The sequence below is a fragment of the Paenibacillus sp. Y916 genome (genome assembly GCF_056786435.1).
Window position 1 is genome coordinate 62511 of the sequence record NZ_JBXCJA010000002.1, and the last position, 18330, is coordinate 80840.

The 18330-nt window shown below is 40.9% G+C and carries 16 protein-coding genes and 2 pseudogenes; 3 read left to right on the top strand and 15 right to left on the bottom strand.

Features of this window, described 5'->3' with window-relative positions; all coding sequences use genetic code 11:
• Positions 1-18 precede the first annotated feature (18 nt).
• Positions 19-443 (bottom strand): annotated as a pseudogene (locus AC1TO9_RS04350) (ROK family transcriptional regulator); the annotation flags it as partial.
• On the opposite strand from AC1TO9_RS04350, the pseudogene AC1TO9_RS04355 reads away from it, so the two are divergent.
• A pseudogene (locus AC1TO9_RS04355) lies at positions 430-603 on the top strand (IS1595 family transposase); the annotation flags it as partial. The pseudogenes AC1TO9_RS04350 and AC1TO9_RS04355 sit on opposite strands and share 14 nt — an antisense overlap.
• Before the next feature lie 25 nt (positions 604-628).
• Here AC1TO9_RS04355 and AC1TO9_RS04360 read toward each other — a convergent pair.
• Complete coding sequence (locus AC1TO9_RS04360; RefSeq protein ID WP_482058471.1) at positions 629-844, bottom strand: hypothetical protein; 216 nt, start codon at positions 842-844, stop codon at positions 629-631.
• Positions 845-905: 61 nt separating this feature from the next.
• On the bottom strand, positions 906-1799 hold the full coding sequence (locus AC1TO9_RS04365; protein ID WP_482058472.1) for a hypothetical protein: 894 nt from the start codon (positions 1797-1799) through the stop codon (positions 906-908).
• A gap of 157 nt (positions 1800-1956) precedes the next feature.
• Between AC1TO9_RS04365 and AC1TO9_RS04370 the strand changes: the two genes are divergently transcribed.
• Positions 1957-2823, top strand: coding sequence for a pentapeptide repeat-containing protein (locus tag AC1TO9_RS04370; protein WP_482053608.1), 867 nt, complete (start codon positions 1957-1959; stop codon positions 2821-2823).
• 140 nt (positions 2824-2963) lie between these two features.
• Here the strand turns inward: AC1TO9_RS04370 and AC1TO9_RS04375 are convergent, their stop codons facing one another.
• The 4 genes from AC1TO9_RS04375 to AC1TO9_RS04390 form a co-directional block, all read right to left on the bottom strand.
• Positions 2964-3203 carry a DUF896 domain-containing protein gene (locus AC1TO9_RS04375; RefSeq protein ID WP_482058473.1) on the bottom strand — a complete coding sequence of 80 codons (240 nt, stop codon included), beginning with the start codon at positions 3201-3203 and terminating at the stop codon, positions 2964-2966.
• A 52-nt stretch (positions 3204-3255) separates the two neighbouring features.
• A complete protein-coding gene (locus AC1TO9_RS04380; protein WP_482053610.1) occupies positions 3256-4248 on the bottom strand; it encodes an LLM class flavin-dependent oxidoreductase in 993 nt (330 codons plus the stop codon).
• A gap of 51 nt (positions 4249-4299) precedes the next feature.
• A complete protein-coding gene (locus tag AC1TO9_RS04385) occupies positions 4300-4782 on the bottom strand; it encodes an RrF2 family transcriptional regulator (RefSeq protein WP_482053611.1) in 483 nt (160 codons plus the stop codon).
• Between the two features lie 542 nt (positions 4783-5324).
• Entirely contained in the window at positions 5325-6734 is a 1410-nt protein-coding gene (locus AC1TO9_RS04390) for a protoporphyrinogen oxidase (protein ID WP_482058818.1), read from the bottom strand.
• A 344-nt stretch (positions 6735-7078) separates the two neighbouring features.
• Here AC1TO9_RS04390 and AC1TO9_RS04395 point away from each other — a divergent pair, with 344 nt between their 5' ends.
• Positions 7079-7840 carry a glucose 1-dehydrogenase gene (locus tag AC1TO9_RS04395; RefSeq protein ID WP_482058474.1) on the top strand — a complete coding sequence of 254 codons (762 nt, stop codon included), beginning with the start codon at positions 7079-7081 and terminating at the stop codon, positions 7838-7840.
• Between the two features lie 142 nt (positions 7841-7982).
• Here AC1TO9_RS04395 and AC1TO9_RS04400 read toward each other — a convergent pair whose 3' ends face one another.
• The 8 genes from AC1TO9_RS04400 to AC1TO9_RS04435 all read right to left on the bottom strand — a co-directional run bounded on the left by AC1TO9_RS04400 (position 7983) and on the right by AC1TO9_RS04435 (position 18233).
• Complete coding sequence (locus tag AC1TO9_RS04400) at positions 7983-8894, bottom strand: ROK family protein (protein WP_482058475.1); 912 nt, start codon at positions 8892-8894, stop codon at positions 7983-7985.
• A 12-nt stretch (positions 8895-8906) separates the two neighbouring features.
• Complete coding sequence (locus AC1TO9_RS04405; protein WP_482058476.1) at positions 8907-9581, bottom strand: N-acetylmannosamine-6-phosphate 2-epimerase; 675 nt, start codon at positions 9579-9581, stop codon at positions 8907-8909.
• A gap of 61 nt (positions 9582-9642) precedes the next feature.
• On the bottom strand, positions 9643-11217 hold the full coding sequence (locus tag AC1TO9_RS04410) for an FAD-dependent oxidoreductase (RefSeq protein WP_482058477.1): 1575 nt from the start codon (positions 11215-11217) through the stop codon (positions 9643-9645).
• Positions 11218-11232: 15 nt separating this feature from the next.
• Positions 11233-13080, bottom strand: a complete 1848-nt coding sequence (locus AC1TO9_RS04415; RefSeq protein ID WP_482058478.1) for a hypothetical protein — start codon at positions 13078-13080, stop codon at positions 11233-11235.
• A gap of 13 nt (positions 13081-13093) precedes the next feature.
• Positions 13094-14089 carry a zinc-dependent alcohol dehydrogenase gene (locus AC1TO9_RS04420; RefSeq protein ID WP_482058479.1) on the bottom strand — a complete coding sequence of 332 codons (996 nt, stop codon included), beginning with the start codon at positions 14087-14089 and terminating at the stop codon, positions 13094-13096.
• A gap of 25 nt (positions 14090-14114) precedes the next feature.
• A complete protein-coding gene (locus tag AC1TO9_RS04425; protein WP_482058480.1) occupies positions 14115-16367 on the bottom strand; it encodes a helix-turn-helix domain-containing protein in 2253 nt (750 codons plus the stop codon).
• 64 nt (positions 16368-16431) lie between these two features.
• Positions 16432-17295, bottom strand: a complete 864-nt coding sequence (locus AC1TO9_RS04430) for a carbohydrate ABC transporter permease (protein ID WP_482053619.1) — start codon at positions 17293-17295, stop codon at positions 16432-16434.
• Entirely contained in the window at positions 17289-18233 is a 945-nt protein-coding gene (locus AC1TO9_RS04435; RefSeq protein WP_482054453.1) for an ABC transporter permease, read from the bottom strand. Before AC1TO9_RS04435 ends, AC1TO9_RS04430 begins: the two co-directional genes overlap by 7 nt.
• Between the last annotated feature and the right edge of the window lie 97 nt (positions 18234-18330).

Below are 18330 nucleotides of genomic sequence, written 5' to 3' on the forward strand. Positions count from 1 at the left end.
TATCATATTCTTGATTGCTATTCGGTTGATCATGGATGGATTTACTTCATCGTTACAAAAAATAACTGTGTGTGGGTTTATGATCGCTGTAAACGAAACTACCAACCGACTAACAGCATCAACCTCTTCTTCCCTTTCTGTTCAGCTACTACTGTTTAAAGCTTGCAGGAAATTCTTATCATCATATTGAGGGACGAATGAAACTTCTCCTGAGAAGAACGTACTTCCCCTGACGACGTTTCCGTTGATCATAATGCCTGCACCCGGACCATTATTAACTGAACCAGGTACACCGATTGCTATCGAATGAATCTTCGGATATCGCTCAATCATATCTTCAATATGTTTCGTAAAGCTTTGAACATCATCCATAAGGACACTCGAGGTATTACCTTGTTCTTTCACTTCCCCCAGCAATTGAATATCGTTTGGATGGAGCGATTTCAAGGGGGTGCAACTGTATATTTGGATAACTACCTTTACTGGTTCCGTTGGCTTGAACTTAGCAAGAACTTAGCATTTGAAAATAGAGTAGAACGGATGCTTATTTCGGCGTGTAGAAAATCGAACAAAGCAACTTTTGAAATGTTTAAAAGTGCATAAAAAGCGGATCCGATATAGAGAGTCGTTAATTAGTATTTTTTAATTTCCGAACAATATAACGCACTAAAATAAGCGTGATGATACATATAACACTTCCTGCAATACTAATACTAAATTCATTTTTTTGAATGGTCATAATTTTTAAGATATCAATATTAAATAAGTGACCTATTAAAGAATACATTAGGATAATTGCCGTTGTTACTATATACTCGTTCTTTCTTGTATTTGTTGTCATCATTCGTTCCCCCAATCCTTTTCTATAAGTATTGTACTATAAATTTAAACGCACTTAAGACACTCTATAGTGACCAATCAAGATGATCATCATTTAATTCGATAGATATCAATTCAGGAGGTTTACGAACAATTCTTAATTCAGTTACTATCGTGCTGTTGTCAATATTTCCCAAACTATAGCTTTGCAATTCCCACTTATTTTCTTTGAAATGATAATTGGATTCCAATACAGCAAGAGAATTCAGTTGCAAGTCTCCAAACCAGATTAATCTTTTCGTTGTAAAAGTATTGTTATGTAAATCAATAGATGATACTGGATCAACATTCACAGGATTCGACTGGTTTAATACATTTGAATTCAAATGTTTCAATTGATCTGCAACTAATTGTACAGTCCATCTTCGATTGTCCTGAATAGAGATCATCATGAATTCATTGCTAGATGAACGGAATGCTACTGTATAATCTAAATTTATCTCCTCTGATAGTGGTGCCTCAACATACTGTCCGTTGTCTTCTACATATACATGCAGAGCATGAACTCCTAAACCTCCATTGACATGCTCATCCGTCTCCACAACAATATCTTGCTTCCCATCTCCCGTTATATCCTCGACATGAATTTGAACTGGATTCATAATATGATAGCCATTAACAACAAACTTTTGGACCAACTTGCCGCTAGAATCCCATATACCTACATATCCTGTATAATCTTGTTCAGGTATACGAGCTAAATTAATAAGTGCAATTGTCACTTCCTTCATGGAACCAAACAAATCTGCGTTCTTGCTTATTTTAAGCTGAGCACCTTCTTCAATCGTTAATCCATCTACCACATGGAACTTCTCTGAAGAATCATTAGCATTCATACCCAGTATAATCATAATTACGCATCCAACCAAAAGAATATAAATTTTTAATAGGTTCTTTTTCTTCACTAAGCTTTTCTCCATAGATCTCACCACCTCTTCCTTATCTAATAAGACGTTTGTATGGTATAAAAGTTATAGTTTCATTGACAGAGAAAATATTCAGTACTAGTATATTAAAGTTATAGGTAAATCTACTCTTAGTACATATGTATATATTGAAATAAAGGAGGTTCCCCCATTGTCTGAGACTCACAAATATCCAGAATCCCCCTCCGATAGGAATCGCTCTAGTCTACGATCTGAATGCGAGAACTGCTTCGGCTTGTGCTGTGCCGCACTTCCGTTTGCAGCTTCAGTAGACTTCGCGATCGACAAAGACGCTGGACAGCCCTGCATCAATCTGAAATCAGACTTCCGCTGCGGCGTTCATCAAAACCTTAGGCAGATAGGTTTTCGAGGTTGCACTGTTTATGAATGCTTCGGAGCGGGACAAAAGGTTTCCCATAACACCTTCAGCGGACACGACTGGCAGCAAGCTCCAGAATCCGCCAAGCAAATGTTCGAAGTGTTTCCGATTATGCGGCAACTCCACGAGCTTCTCTGGTATCTGACCGAAGCGTTAACGTTGCAACCAGCTCATTCCATCCATGATGCGCTTAGCTTCGCGCTCGATGAGACGGAACGCCTCACTTACCTCAGCCCCGATGCTATCATGGAACTGGACGTCACAGCACATCGGGCAGATATCAATGCGCTGCTGTTAAGGACCAGCGAACTCGTGCGCTCCGAACAGAAGAATCTGCCTGGACGTAAGAAGTTCCAAGGACGAGGTTCCGATCTCATCGGGGCCAAACTTAAAGGTACCGATCTAAGAGGTGCCAGCTTGAGAGGTGCCTACCTTATTGCCGCTGACCTCAGAAACGCCGACCTAAGAGTTGCTGATCTTATTGGGGCTGATTTCCGAGATGCTGATCTCAGAGGTGCCGATCTTACTACAAGTATCTTTCTCACCCAATCCCAGCTCAACGCAGCGAAGGGCGATAACGCCACCAAATTACCACCTTCACTCACTCGTCCGACGCACTGGTCCACGATTGGGGCATAGGATAGCTACCGTCATTACCTACATGCGACGCAATATACTAGATTCGTCAACAGTCCTTATAAGAGTCCGTGCCATGCAAAAAAAGGGTCTCCCTATGAAGAGAGACCCTTTGTTTATCCATATCTGTGGATAGTAGTTAATTATATCAGCTTGCTATGATCCGTTGCCTTTTCTTTCTCTATACGAACTTTATCCGGTGTAACATCATTTCCAAGTGGATCGACTACAGTTAGTCCTGTAATCGTATTGAGAACTTGTCCGCGAATTTCACGTAAATAGTCTTCACGTAATGTCTGTTGCTCCACTCGCTCACTAAGAGTCAGACCTTCTCCACGCTGTTTTCTTGCTAATTCATTAATTCGATCTAAACTTTTAATCATCTTAATCCCTCATTCTTATATATGATTTACTCTATTTCATTATCATCACTTATTATAATAGTTCACGCGCCAATAAACGATAAACTTCCAATCGTTTCTCTTGTGAATGTGGAATGCTACAAATCATAGCTTCACCAAATCCATACTGCTCTTGTTCTTCTTGTAACTTCGTTGCTATTTCTTTCACTGATCCGACAAGATGCAGTTTTCGACCTTCTTTCATTTGCATGCGATCCATTTCGGTCAACGGATACATCTGGGCTTCTTCTGGGGTTAACAATTGTTTGAACTGTCCCTTCATCATCATTAAGCGAAAAAGCTCCTGCGGTAGCGCTTCGAACTCAGCTTCTTCTTTCGTCTCAGCTGTTGTCACCATGTAAGTCACATTAATTTCAGGTTTATCCATAAATGCTGAAGGTTGAAAGTTATTTCTATAAGTATCTAGAATCTCTTTGGTCATAGCACCATTGAAGAACTGTGCAAATGAATACCCCACGCCCATCTCTGCTGCTTTCAGCGCACTACTACCGCTTGAACCTAATAGCCAAGCCTCTGGCAGAACAATTTGGGACGGTATCGCGATCGTTTTATTGTACAAGTTATCTTGTGGTACTTCATCATTGATTAACTTTAATGCAGTATCAAATTTAGTATACATGTCGTTCAACATGAGTTGTCGTCCTTCAGATAAAGCATACATCGCATTGGTATCTCCACCCGGAGCTCGACCCACACCGAAATCAATCCGACCAGGGGAAAAAGCGCTGAGTGTTTTGAACACTTCGGCAAGTTTCAATGGGGAATAATGCATCATCATAACGCCCCCAGTACCGATACGAATATTTCTAGTCTTGGCTGCCAAATGAGCGGCTGTCACTTCAGGAGCTGAACTTGCAAATGAATTTGTACCATGGTGCTCTGCCATCCACATCCGAGTGTATCCCAACTCATCTGCCAATATAGCCAGTTCTTCCGCTTTTTTCAAAGCGCCCTCTGCCGTATTTCCGATAGTAATAGGAGCTTGATCCAATACACTTAATCTCATATGGTTAACTTCCCTTCTCTAACTAATTCATCCTGGCGTTATTATTTCTTTTCACAAGACCATTTTATCGTTAACCCATGATTGTAAAGATTCCATCTTTGTTTTAAAACGGTCCTTGTAACTATCATCGAACATCGATGCAACCGTTTCTCTTTTCAGTACGGATTTCCAAGAAGTTTCAGCTTCTTCCATTAATTCAGTTAATAAGCAACATTGATCTTCATCTTGAAGTTCAAGCATATCGTTAAAAATACCACTTGCAGAATAAAGCGTCTGCTGTCCTTCAATAGCAACGTATATATCGTATATTCGAATTTCTTCAGGTTTCTTCTTTAATTTGAACCCACCTTTTACACCTGGAACGGAAGTAATCAAGTCCGCACTAACTAACTTTCTTAACAGTTTCTGAAAATATGTTGCAGAAGCTCCCAATTGTTGACTGATTGCTTCTCCAGGTAATACTGCTTTATCTGGTAGCATGTTTAACAGAAGAATGGCATACACGGATTGTTCAACGCCTGTTTTCATATGCATGAAGGTCACCTCACTTTTAAGACATAATGACACAATTCATTTCTAACATGGATAATCATTATCTTCTTTATATAGTACAATATGTTTTTACAAAAGTAAACGAATGCTTGAATGAGTTAAAACAAGTAGAAACAGGTGCATCGTCACACCAACTCATTAACAAAGCAACGACCATCTCCTAGTAAAGTGCTGGGAGACGGTCGTTGCTTCACCTTACCTTTATATTAAAGTCAGAATATTCTTCGTTATGGATATGGGCTAATATAAAAGAACGATTCCGAAGAGTCGCTTGTAAATTTCACTATCTTTTTCTTGCCGATTCAGTCCACTTAACAATCAATTACAACTTCAATCGATTTACCTTGTGCGTATTTCAGCCATGGTAAGACCGCTAGCTTTGTAGTCTGCGATACGCTTATTCCATTCTTGTGATGAAGGTGGAATGTATTTAACGCTTACTTGTCTGTTACAATTCAATCCATCCAAGCACGTAAAAAAGCCGGCTTCTGCCAGCTCTAATCATAGATCCTCGACTATAAAATCTAGTGATCAATCCCCGAATTCAAGTGAATCTTCTCAATGATAAGTTCTGCCGTCTTCTCTCCATTCGCAATACAATCTGGAATACCTACACCGTAGTAAGAACATCCAGCGAGGATGACATTAGGATAGCTCTCAGCCATCTTGTTCTCAAGAGACTCTACAATCTGATGATGTCGAATGTGATAATTCGGCATGGTGTTGTGCCATTTCATCACATCGTACGTAATAGGTTCTCCCGTAATACCAAGGCTAATCTGAATGTCTTGTAGAGCCACCTGCTGCAGTTCTTCCTCTGAAAGATTGATCAGCGTATCATAATAAGGCCCTGAACTCTTATAAAAGAGTCTAACGAGCAATCGTTGATGTTCTGATGTATGCTCCCACTTGCGGCTTGTCCACGTACAGGCATGGCATTTCACATCATCACTGTTAGCAGTAATAAATCCTGTTCCATCTGCTGGAAGTTGACTGTCAGGGATATCAAATCCTAGATACACACTAATAAGAGAGCTATTAAGTAACTCATCGAAATCTTCATTTAGATGCTCATCTTGAAGAAGTGCTTGCGCTGTAGAATGCATCGTTCCTAGCACGACCGTATCAGCATCGATAATACGTCCATTAGCAAGAGTTACACGGTATCGATCGTCGTTCTTTTCAACCCGTTCCGCTCCAATCCCCTTAATAATCTCTGTATCAGATAAATGCTGTTCCATTGAATCAATCAAAGTAGATACTCCATCCTTGAAAGACATAAACTTCTTATCGCCTTTTCCTTGGAATGTCGCCTTATTAGCTGATAAACCCTTAATAATACTTCCATATTCATTCTTATAATCGATTAAATAAGGAAGCGTTGATGCAATCGTAAGATCTTCCAATTTGCCAGAGTAGACTCCTGAGAGGACCGGAGATATTTGCTTCTCCACAAGTTCTTTACCTAGAAAAGCTTCTAGAAATTCACCGATAGAGTCATCCTTCGTGAACCTGTCATTCGGAGTGTACAAATCTTTCAGTGCTCTTACCTTTCCTTCGGCAGAGATTAGTTCTGTCTTGGCGAGAGACTCGATACTTAGAGGTATTCCAAAGACACAGTCACTCGGAATTTGTTTCAGTTCACCTTCGGTATAGATATAAGATGTACCTGTTGCGTTATATACGACTTTGTCCTGAAGACCTAGTTCTTCAATCAGGGGAGCGACATTCGTCTTACGAGTTACAATAGAATCAGCACCCGACTCCATTATGAATTCTCCCTCTTGTAATGTTCTGATCTTGCCACCTAGTCGATCATTTGCTTCAATCAGTACGATGTTAACATCCATGTTGTTATTCTTTATCGTTTTCTGTAAATAGTAAGCAGTGGACAATCCTGTTATTCCCCCGCCGATCACGACGACTGTTTTCAAAGCAATGACACCTGCCTTCGTAGTTAATTTCTGTTTCAATACAATTGAGTATATTATAGCATAGCGATTTAGCATGAGTAGCATTCAGATCGTGACATTAATCTGACAAAAAATAATCATTTAACACAACAATAGGTCAGCCGGTTCAGCTCGACTACTTTAGCCATCATACATTATACCCTCTCTGGATCATATCCGGTTCGCCTGTATATGAAATCAATTTGTTGCTTAGACTACATATTACGATAAACTGCACTAACAACGTGGTCTGTTCTTATAGTTATAAACGACATCATGTCGCCATACAACGGGAGAGCCATTTGAGACTAGAAAGGATGATAAATATGAAATTACAAGGAAAAACTGCCGTAATAACAGGTGCAGCATCTGGAATGGGTAAAGAGATGGCAGTCCTATTTGCCAGAGAAGGAGCCCAAGTTGTCGTCGCAGATATCAATGAAACAGCAATAAAATTAGTGGTTGAAGAAATCACTGCAGCTGGAGGGCAAGCCAAAGCTGTCGTTACGAACGTCACTAAGGAAGAAGAAGTAGCACGTATGATTGATACTGCAGTTCAGGGCTACGGAAAACTCGATATACTAGTAAATAATGCCGGCATAATGGATCAGATGTTAACAGCTGAGTCTGTTACGGATGAGATGTGGAACCGAGTGATGGACATTAATGTTACCGGTCCGATGAGAGCAATCCGTAAAGTGATTCCGTTGATGAAAGAACAAGGTCACGGCGTAATTATTAATACTGCCTCTATTGGTGGACTCTTCGGATCCCGGGCAGGCATTGCTTACACTGCATCGAAACATGCTGTCGTCGGTCTCACCAAGAACGTAGGATTCCAGTATGGTACATTTGGCATTCGCTGTAATGCCATTGCCCCGGGCGCTGTCGCTACAAATATTGGCGAGGGAATGACACAAGCCGATCCATATGGAATAGAGCAAGCAATGGTTGGCTTGTCATTGCAACGTGGAGAAGCGGCAGATCCTCAAAAAATTGCGACGATTGCCTTGTTCTTAGCTTCTGAAGACGCCAGCTTCATCAACGGCACAGTAATCACTGCTGATGGCGGCTGGACGGCATATTAAACATAGATGCCTACTCTCCTCCAGAAACATAAGCGCAAGTAATCCTTGTAATATGTATGTTCAAGTGAGTTTCATCCCAACCCAGTATCAAATAAAACTAGAGATGAATCAATACATCTCATATCGATTCATCTCTAGTTTATTAATAACGCAACAATGGAAGTCTAGCTGCTCCAATGATACCTGCTTGATTACCTAGAATAGCTGGGGTGATAGCGATGGATTTGTGAGGAGACAAATCTAGCAGAGCTGTTTCCAGACGAGACCACCATATATCTTTGGACGTAATAAGTCCTCCGCCAATTACAATCTTGGCTGGATCAAACATATTCCACAAGGTAATGATTCCATTCGCCAAGTGTGTAACAAACAGATGAATTGCATCCATTGCACGGGAATCCCCTTGTTCGTATCTTTTCATGAGCATATGGCTATTCCAATGTGGATCGATTTCCTTCGCTATTCGACCTAGAGCTGTTCCCGAGACATATTGCTCCAAGCAGCCACGTTGTCCGCAATTACATGGGAGCCCACCAGGCACTAGAATGGTATGTCCGATCTCTCCGGCCCCTCCAAGAACACCGTGTAACATACGCCCTTCATTAACGATCGCTCCTCCAACACCTGTGCCAAGTGCAATTAAAGCAAATGTATCACATTGCTGCGCAGCGCCAACCCATGCTTCACCAATAGCCGCTACATTCACATCATTCTCTGCATAGACGGGAATATTTGCAGACTCTGCAATTTCATCAGCCAACATGATTCCGGTCCAGCCTGGTAAATTATCAGTCGCATAGATCACCTTACCGGAGACAGGATCAATTCTTCCTGCGGAACCGACACCTATCCCGAGCACAGGTACATCAGTCTGATTGATGAAGGAAGAAACCAAGCCTTTTACATCACGCAAAAGGCCTACACTTCCCTCTTCAATCGGCGTTCTTATTCTTGACTCGCTAAGGAGTATACCCTCAGGGGAGACAAGCCCCCCTTTTATTTCCGTACCGCCTATATCTAACCCTATGAACACACCCGCTTGTTGATTGTTCATTAGCACATTACCTCACTTTGCATCCTGTAGAGCTGATACATATTGCGCTGTAATGAACTGCGGACGCGTGATGGCAGATCCAACTACAACGAAATGCGCTCCAGATTGTAATGCTTCTCCAGCTTCTTCTGGTGTGCTAATCCCACCTTCTGCAACTGTCGGTACAGTAAGGACCTGTGAAAGTCGACTTACGAGCTCTAGATTCGGGAGCCTAGTTAAACTATAAGGGGTGTAGCCGGATAATGTTGTGGAGATGTAGTCCGCTCCCCATTCCGCAGCCATCAATCCTTCTTCATAGGTTGATATATCTGCCATAACCGGGATGCCTAGATTTTTGAGAGCAGTAATCGTCTGTTGCAGATCCACTCCATCTGGACGAGCACGATTTGTTGCATCGATCGCAACGATACTGGCCCCGGCATGATATACAGCGATAGCATCTTCTACTGTAGGCGTAATGTATACATCAAAATCGTCATAATCCTTTTTCCATAAACCGATAATTGGAAGATTTATCTCACTTCGAATAGCAGCGATATCTTCCGGACTATTAGCCCTAATTCCTACCGCCCCGCCTTCTTGGGCTGCTCTAGCCATGGCTACCATATGATGAGAACCATGTAACGGCTCATGAGATAATGCTTGGCAAGATACAACAAGACCTTTCTTCTCGATTAGACTATTCACAGACGACTCTCCCTACTTTCTTATATGGTGTGTTCAAAAGATGACTTTTTTGAACGACCTCTTATACCGCATGAATCTGTGGCCATTCTAATTCGATACCTTCAGCTACCAGATAATTTTGAAATTCCTTTAACTTCTCCTGATCGTTACGTACATCCCTCGGAGTAAGCTGTTGATCCACACAATAGGCGGCCAAATAACCAGCAGCTTCTCCAATATTCCATTCCACAGGATGAAGACGATAACAGCCGTTCGTGATATGAGTTGTGCCAATATTTTTGCAAGCTGCTAGTAAATTGTTCATTCTAATCGGGATCAAGCTACCCATAGGAATCTGAAAAGGCATGCTAGATACGTCAACGTAGGTACGTAACGCTGTACTCGGATGAAGATCAATTCGATAACAGCCAACACCAACCGAATCCTCATAACGCTCTGGTGTTCCATCTGGGCGGCAACTTGGGCTTATATGCTGCTCCAACACGGTGAACTCCGCCTTGATTCGGCGTGATTCTCTGATATACGGTTTCTTCGCCAATCCATCCAAAGTGCCGGTCACATCTGATCTCAATCGAATACCCGGGTATCCCACTTGACCGTCTGGACGAGGTGCTTCCGTCTGCATCCAATATAGTAAAGACAAACTCAGCTGACGGGCATTCTCAAGATGCTTAGCACGTTCCTCCGCAGATACGTCGATAATTGAGCCTAACCAATAATCATTTTGCGGCCAATTCACGACCGTGATGTCACTGTCAAAAGTACCTTCAATGAACTGCGTATGATCAATCAATCTTCTATATTTCCACAGAGAGAAGGATTTACCGTCTGGAAAAAAGCTATAGCGCACAGGTTCCAACGTGTGAGGAACGAGCCCCATCCAACTGAGCTGCTTATCCGGCCAGAAATCCGCTTGATAATCCCTCCAGAATTCATACTGATCAGGCTTCTGGATCGTGAAGTCCTCTCCTTCTATATGATCAATAGCGAAACACCAAGTAATCGCTTGCATATCTGAAGGATCAGGAGATCCTTGCAACGCATTCGGTTCTCCTGTCTGCGAAATAGATTCGGAGCCCGTCACATATTCCACCTTCGCTAGCGGTAGAAGATCGCCTTCTTCTGTCGCATCGAGGAAATAATCTCCGGTTAGAACTAGGGACTCTCCTGTATCTATATTACGAACCGTAACTGAACATATTTGATCTCCATCCGTCTCTGCACTCACAGGTATAACCTTCTCGAGTAACGTGAGGTATCCGTTATGAATGTATGGAGCGATCATGTCACGTAGAACCGCAAGTGCCGCTCTCGGTTCATGAGCAATGTTACTAACGAGCGAGTTGCCAGGATTGAAATGGACCTTTGAACGTGCAGCTGGGAGTACAGGGAAATGCTGCTTATAATATTCCCTCACCCTATCACGGAACTCTCGATAGCTAGCTGTACAGCCAAACTGTTCTATCCAAGGATGTTCATCAGGCGGAACAGCCTGACTTGTTAATTGTCCGCCAATCCAATCTGTTTCTTCCGTCAATATGACGCGTTTACCCGCCTTGGCTGAAGCTAAGGCCGCTGCAACGCCTCCTGTACTTCCTCCAATCACGACAATATCTGCATGTAGATGTCTGATCATGAATTGATCCCCTTCCTAATCAAATATAGATTCATTTAATAAACCTAATAGCAATCCCGATGTCGTTATAGCATTCGTCCATCCACTTTCCATGCAATACGGCCCCCAACCCGTGTCTCCGTTATTCCCGAAATATTCACCGTTACGAAGATCGTATGCCCTCATCCAACCACCGTTATATCGACTTTCTTCACTGATCATTTGGATCCGACACATATAGTCCGACAGAGATTCATAAAGTTCACGGTGAACGTAATCACCATTAGATTTCCATAGCTCCCATACATTCATAAGTAGAAAATTATTCGTATATAATTGATCGGCAATGCCCTCTCCATTATGGATGAATACGCCTGCATCCTCTTTACCGAAACGTTCAGGATCTGGGTTATCCGTCTCCTCGATACCGCCAAGCGGACTTTGGCAAGCAAGTAAATATTCGACGATCACTTCAATACCGTTATCAATTTCACCTGAATCGTCATATCGGCTTAGGAAGCCTAATGGAAGTAGGAATCGACTAAGTCCTGATGTTCGACTATACATGAATTCGAGTTCGTCCCACTGCTTCAGTAAATATAACGAACCTTTCATGGCTACATCCAAAAATTCCTGCCGCTGCGTAACGAGATACGCCTGAATAAATGCCGCATGAGTAATACTCTGGAAATGCGGATTTTTATTCTCTAGAAGATTGGTAACCCCTTCACGACCTAATTCAATCAATTGTTCACGCTTCAGTACTTCCGGTCGCAAACCATGTTCATTTTGGGTTGCTAACAGAGCATCCGCTAATGGTAGTGCACGTTCTAGATAGGATTCATTATTCGTTTGTCTATACAAATACAATAGAACGAAACAAACCCAAGCATTATCATCCGTGAACATCTGATCTGGGTACTCTCCAGGATAGTCATACCACTTAAAGAAACCGTACGAAGGAGATTCCAATTCCATATCCTGATAGCCATGATCGAATAAATACTGGAGTATTATATCGGATGACTCCAAATAATGGTCATCTTGTTGCCATTTCCCGTATAGATACAGCATCAATGCAGTGTGCGCATGGCAATCCGGTCTTAGATCTTTAGAAATCTTCGTTGTGATCGAATGAATATTCTCATACACGCCTTCGCCACCATCGAGAGCAGGAAGGATGCCGGAATTCAGGAACCAACCCATATTATTAATTACAGCCTGCCGAGGCGTTGTGGAACCAGAAGTCTCAACGACCTTCGGCCAGATCACAAAAGGTACGCCTGTTTTTTGACTTAAAGTCAATATGACATTTTCCCAAAGAAAGTAAGGTCTTAACGTCTCAGGCTTCTCATTAGAGAATAGGGAAAAAGCCGCGCAGGCTACCCTGCCAGCACCAATCCGATGGAAATGTAATCCAGGGTACACGATGGCTTGTTCATCCAAACTTATATGTGTATCTTGAAATAATCCGAAATCTAAAATCGCTTCCGTATTTATTGAGAATCCGTGAGCAACAGCACCAGACCATTCCAACAATGCCCCCTGGATGAGTTGTTCGCCTTCAAGGCTTACGCGTAGCTTCTCTACCGTACGCCGTGTCTTAGCGAAATCTTGCTTCCAACCCAGTAGGCGCGAGCTAGTAAAGTCGAAAGCTTCAATAAGCTCTGTATATAATACACCACCGCAATTAACAAAATCCCATAATTTTATTAGTGTATGTGAAGAAAGACCCGTTTCTTCATCAATTAGATTAGAACCTATTATAACAATGGCATCCCATTGATTCATTTCACACTGTTCAAGCTCCGTCATTGAGAATATCTTCGCATTCGTTGCAGGAGAGTATGACATCGAATGTACTGTAAATACAGCGATTTCCAACTTTGATCACTCCCTAGTATTTAATGAGTGTTGCTATCGTTGTCGTAGGGTTCTCGTAATTGGCATAGGCTTCTGCCGCTTGCTCTAGTGGATATATATTTGTAATCAGTGGTTTGACAGAAATACGTCCTTCCGCTAACAGACGAATATATTCTCCAATATTTCTACCTTCCGTCCAGCGTACATAACCAATTGGATAATCATGATTCTCTTGCTCGTACCCTTTATCATACCTGCCTGGACCACCCGCACGGGAGATAAGCATTTGAGCTTCTTTTCCAAACATAAGTCCTCTGGAATACTCCATCGTGATATCGCCCACGATAACAACTTTCCCACGCAGCCTAATCCATTCTAATGCTGGATTAATCAACTGTTCGCCTGGACCACTCGCACAGAGGATAACGGCATCAGCTCCAACACTGCCTGTCACTTCGTCCAATCGTTCTACTAACTGTGACGTCTCATCATACATATGATTCAATCCTTGTTTTCTTAACATAGAAGTACGCTCGCTATTCAGATCTATACCCGACGTTCTATACGCTGAGGCATTCGAAATCTGAGCTATTATATTACCTAATATGCCTAAGCCTACAATGATCGCAGATTCGCCAAATCTAAGATCCGCAACCCGTAGCGCATGAATTGCAATCGCACCCAAGCCAGCGAATGCTGCTTCTTCTGGAGCGACATGATCAGGAACGATAGCAGTCAAATTGGTTGGTACAGCTAACCATTCCGCATGATGTACATATGGAACACCATAACAAGCCACGCGTTGACCTATTAATAGGTCATCAACGCCCTCACCAACTTCTTCTACAATTCCAACCGCGCTGTATCCAATGGTGACAGCTTTTTCAGACGCCTGTCTAACATAAATCATTTCTGTTCCGGGACTGATTGCCGAATATTCCGTGCGAATAAGTACATGTCCAGATGGAAGTTGCGGTTTATCCTTTTCCGCTATCATGATTTCTCCTGATTGTGTTGCGATGTATCGCATCCTTAATTCCTCCCAACAATTCTAATTATCGTTCTGTATTTCTATAGACACTTGGGGATACACCCAAATACTTCTTAAAAGTGGTCGTGAAGGTGGAGGCATTCAGATACCCTATCTTCTCTCCTATTTCAGCGATCGTGAGGTTCGTATCTTTCAGTAATTCTCGTGCGTGTGACAATCTTACTTTATTGACATATTCAACGTAATTTACGCCAAATGTCTTTTTGAAATAACTAGAGAAATACTTCGGAGAAGTTTCCATCACTTCAGCTATGTAATCTAAGTACATATTCTCCATGTAATGAATTTCAATATATTGAGAAATAAACACAGGGTTTAATTTACTCATTTGTTCTTGTTTACTTTGTATCGCAAAGTGTCTCACCACTTCAACTAAAGCAGTCTCTACATTCTGATGATTTTGTGCATGATCAACTTTTTGATAGAAATCGCTTTCAAGTTCATACAACGCATGGAGTGTATTCCCAGAACCACCCACATATTTTAGTAAGTACAAAAAAATCGTTTTGGCAATATGCACGAACTGATGATGATGAATATTCCGATCCATATTTTCCTTCATGATTTCTTTAATCATTTGAATACATTCCGTTTCTTTCCCACCCAGCACATAATTGGATATCTTCTCCATATCCTCGAAAGGTAAATGGATACTCCACACGTAACGTATTTCTTCTGCATCCATCACTTTAACTTTGTCGTTCACATTGCGGTAAATCGATCCGTTGATGACATCTCGATTAGCACGTCTGAAATTCTTAATCTCTGAGGTATACATCTTGCTCACGCAAGTCCATAACATATAACCCATAAACTCTTCCTTCTCAGCACGCATAACGAAAGCATTCAAACGCCTTATTAACTGACCTCGCTGTCTCGGATCATTTTCACCGATCACTGCAATAAACTGCGCATTAGCAACATAAAATACATGTCCATCAAGCGACTCTCGCTTCATACTGCTTTGTAGGTTCTCAGCGATTATTTCTACAGGTAAAGAAAATCCGTGATCGCGTTCCTTTTCGCTGACTTGAATCATTACCATAATAAAATGCTTATCTCGAAAGAAATCAAGATCATATTTTTGCAGTAAAATATCATGCTCCTTAGAGTGTGTATATTCATCTAAAGATTGCAAGAATACCCCTCTACGCAATTCTGCTTCCGCATACGCAAGCTGATTTCTATACGACTCATTCTCCGATTGGATCTTCACCACACCACTATAAATTTTACGAAAGTCATTCCCCTTACTCGTTCCACCACCAAGCAAGCGAAGAATATTTTTTACAGGTCGATTTAAATAGATACTTAGAAAAAAAGATAATATAATCGCAGAGATAATAGCGGATAGCATAATCAAAGAGTTGGCTTCTGCAACTGAATCTAAATTCTGAAATTGATATGGAACCTTATCAATATAAATATAATCGTTATATTCAGACTTATGGAAATTGTACTCATAATTCCCACGAGTTAAGGAAGTTTCTTGATTGGAATTGAAATAGACATCATTCAACACTTCAACAAGATCCCAATTCGGTTCCGTGCTAAGGATAACATTCTTATTTTGGTCTAATACGATTAGAGATGCACCGGGTATCATTGATTTTTGGTTCGCGTGGCTCATTAATGTTGCTACATCGATAATGACCATCACGTTTTTTTTAGACATTTGGAACTTATTTCCGCCTATTAAAACCAATAGATTTTTGCTCCTTGGTTTCTTGGAATCTCCTGATGGAATCAAATAGTTTTCTGCAGGAAATACTTTTAAAGTATGCTTAGTAAGTGAATATGTTCTCCAATAATTGGCGTTGTATATCTCATGTTTATACTTGTTCTCAAACAATAAATCAAAATTAATAGTTCCCTTAGACGTGATAGCCAAGTCCGAACCCTCGTAATATACGATAACTTCCTCAATGAAATCGATCGATGAAACAAGCCCCGAAATATTATCTACCATTGTGTACACCTTACTCATATCCAAACCACCGTCTGCCGATGATCCCAAGTTGTTAAAAGGCTGCATATTATCAATAGAAGTAATAATATTATTAATAGTAGTAAAGTTATTATCAAACGATTGAACAACGGATTTCACCACTAAAGTATTGTTCTCACTAACCTTCTCATAAATGCCAGAAATAGAGTTACGATAGACGAAATAAGTGGATACAAACATAATAGAAATGACAAACAATAACGAGAAAAAAATTTGCAATACGCCCAAGTTCGTAATGAGTCGTTTCATAAGTAGTCATCTCCTACTGTTCATAATGTGTATCCACATATTTTACGTCTAACTACTTAAATCCTCAACCTTTCTCGGATCCTAACATAACCCCTTTAGCGAAATACTTCTGAGCAAATGGATATATCATTAATACGGGAATCATAGCTAGAACAATGGTAGCGTTCTTCTTCGCTTGCGGAGCCAACGCCGCCGCATCGACAAGACCAGAACCACTGCCGTCACTGAATATCAACATCCCCCTCAATACGACCTGCAATGGATACATCGTTTGATCGTTCAAATAGATCATCGGAATGAAGAAACTGTTCCAGTGTCCAATAAAGTAGAATAGTCCAATGGATGCCAATGCTGGTTTAGAAAGCGGTAACACAATATTGAATAGAATCCTAAATTCGGATGCACCATCAATCACTGCTGCTTCTCGAATTTGATCAGACATATTCTCGTAGAAACTCTTTAGAATAATAAGTTCAAATGTCCATATTGCATTCGGGAGTACCAACGCCCATACAGAATCAATTAATCCAAGCTGTTGTACAATTAGAAAGTTCGGAATGATACCCGGTTGCAGGAACATTGTGATAACAATTGCGAACATCCAAAACTTACGACCAAAGAAGTTAGGTCGGGACAATGGATATGCAGCTATTGAAGTGAAAAACAAGTTAATACAAGTTCCCAAAGCCGTATAATAGACCGTGTTAAAATAAGCTCTTGGAATTTTCTTATCTATTAGAACGTCTCTATAAGCATCGAAGTTTATCCCCTTTGGCCATAAAAACACTTTCCCCTGTATAACACTAGCTGTATCACTCAAAGATACTGCAGTAATGTAAATAATAGGGTATAGGGTTGCTATGGCTACACAAATGAGTATTACGGTGTTAAATATTCCAAAAAGGGATATTTTACGTTCTCCTACCATAGTCCTTTACCCCCTAACTTTTTACTAATTTGGTTAGCCGATAATAACATCACCATAGCGACCAACGCTTCGAACAATCCAACTGCGGCCCCATAACTGAAATTTGATTCAAGTAAACCTTTACGATATACGAAAGTTGAGAATACATCGGCTACATCGTAAGTCATCGAGTTATAAAGTAGTAATACCTTTTCATATCCTATACGCATCATGGATCCTGTTTTCAAGATGAACATGATAAGGATCGTAGGTAGAAGTCCTGGAAGCGTAATATGCCACATCATTCGGAACCGGCTTGCTCCATCTACTCTCGCTGCTTCATATAACGTCGGGCTAATTCCTGCAATTGCTGCTAAGAATATGATTGCTTCATAACCTGTATTTGTCCATATTTCGGATATTATATAAATGGGTCTGAACCAATTGGAATCAATAAGGAAGTATTTACTCTCAAATCCAAGGAAAGTAATAGCTTGATTGATTAATCCATTATTGGGAGAGAGGAAATCAATGATCATACTACTGATAATGACGACAGATAAGAAAGTCGGAAGATAACTGGCCGTTTGTATTGCTTTCTTCAATCTGAGCATTCTAACTTCATTAAGTAAAACAGCTAATATAATCGGGAATGGAAAACTGAATATTAAAGAAAAGAATCCAAGGAATAGTGTGTTCTTGAATAACATCCAAAAATCAGGACTTTCAAAAAATTTCACAAAATGCTTCAGTCCAACCCATTCACTTGCCATGATACCTGCGAATACATTGTAATCTTTAAAGGCAATAATCAAACCGTACAATGGACCGTAGCGAAAAAGTGCATAGAAAATAATACAAGGTATAAATAGTAATAATAGTTGTCTATCTCGAACAATATGTTTTATGACTCCACTGAAATATGCCTGAATTGCTTTTTTCTCTTTTTTTGGCGTCACTTCTACAATGGGGCTTTGCACCAGTCTTTCCCTCCTATCTATTATGAATGGCACCCGGACTACAACCATCCGAGTGCCGTCACAACGATGTTATTGT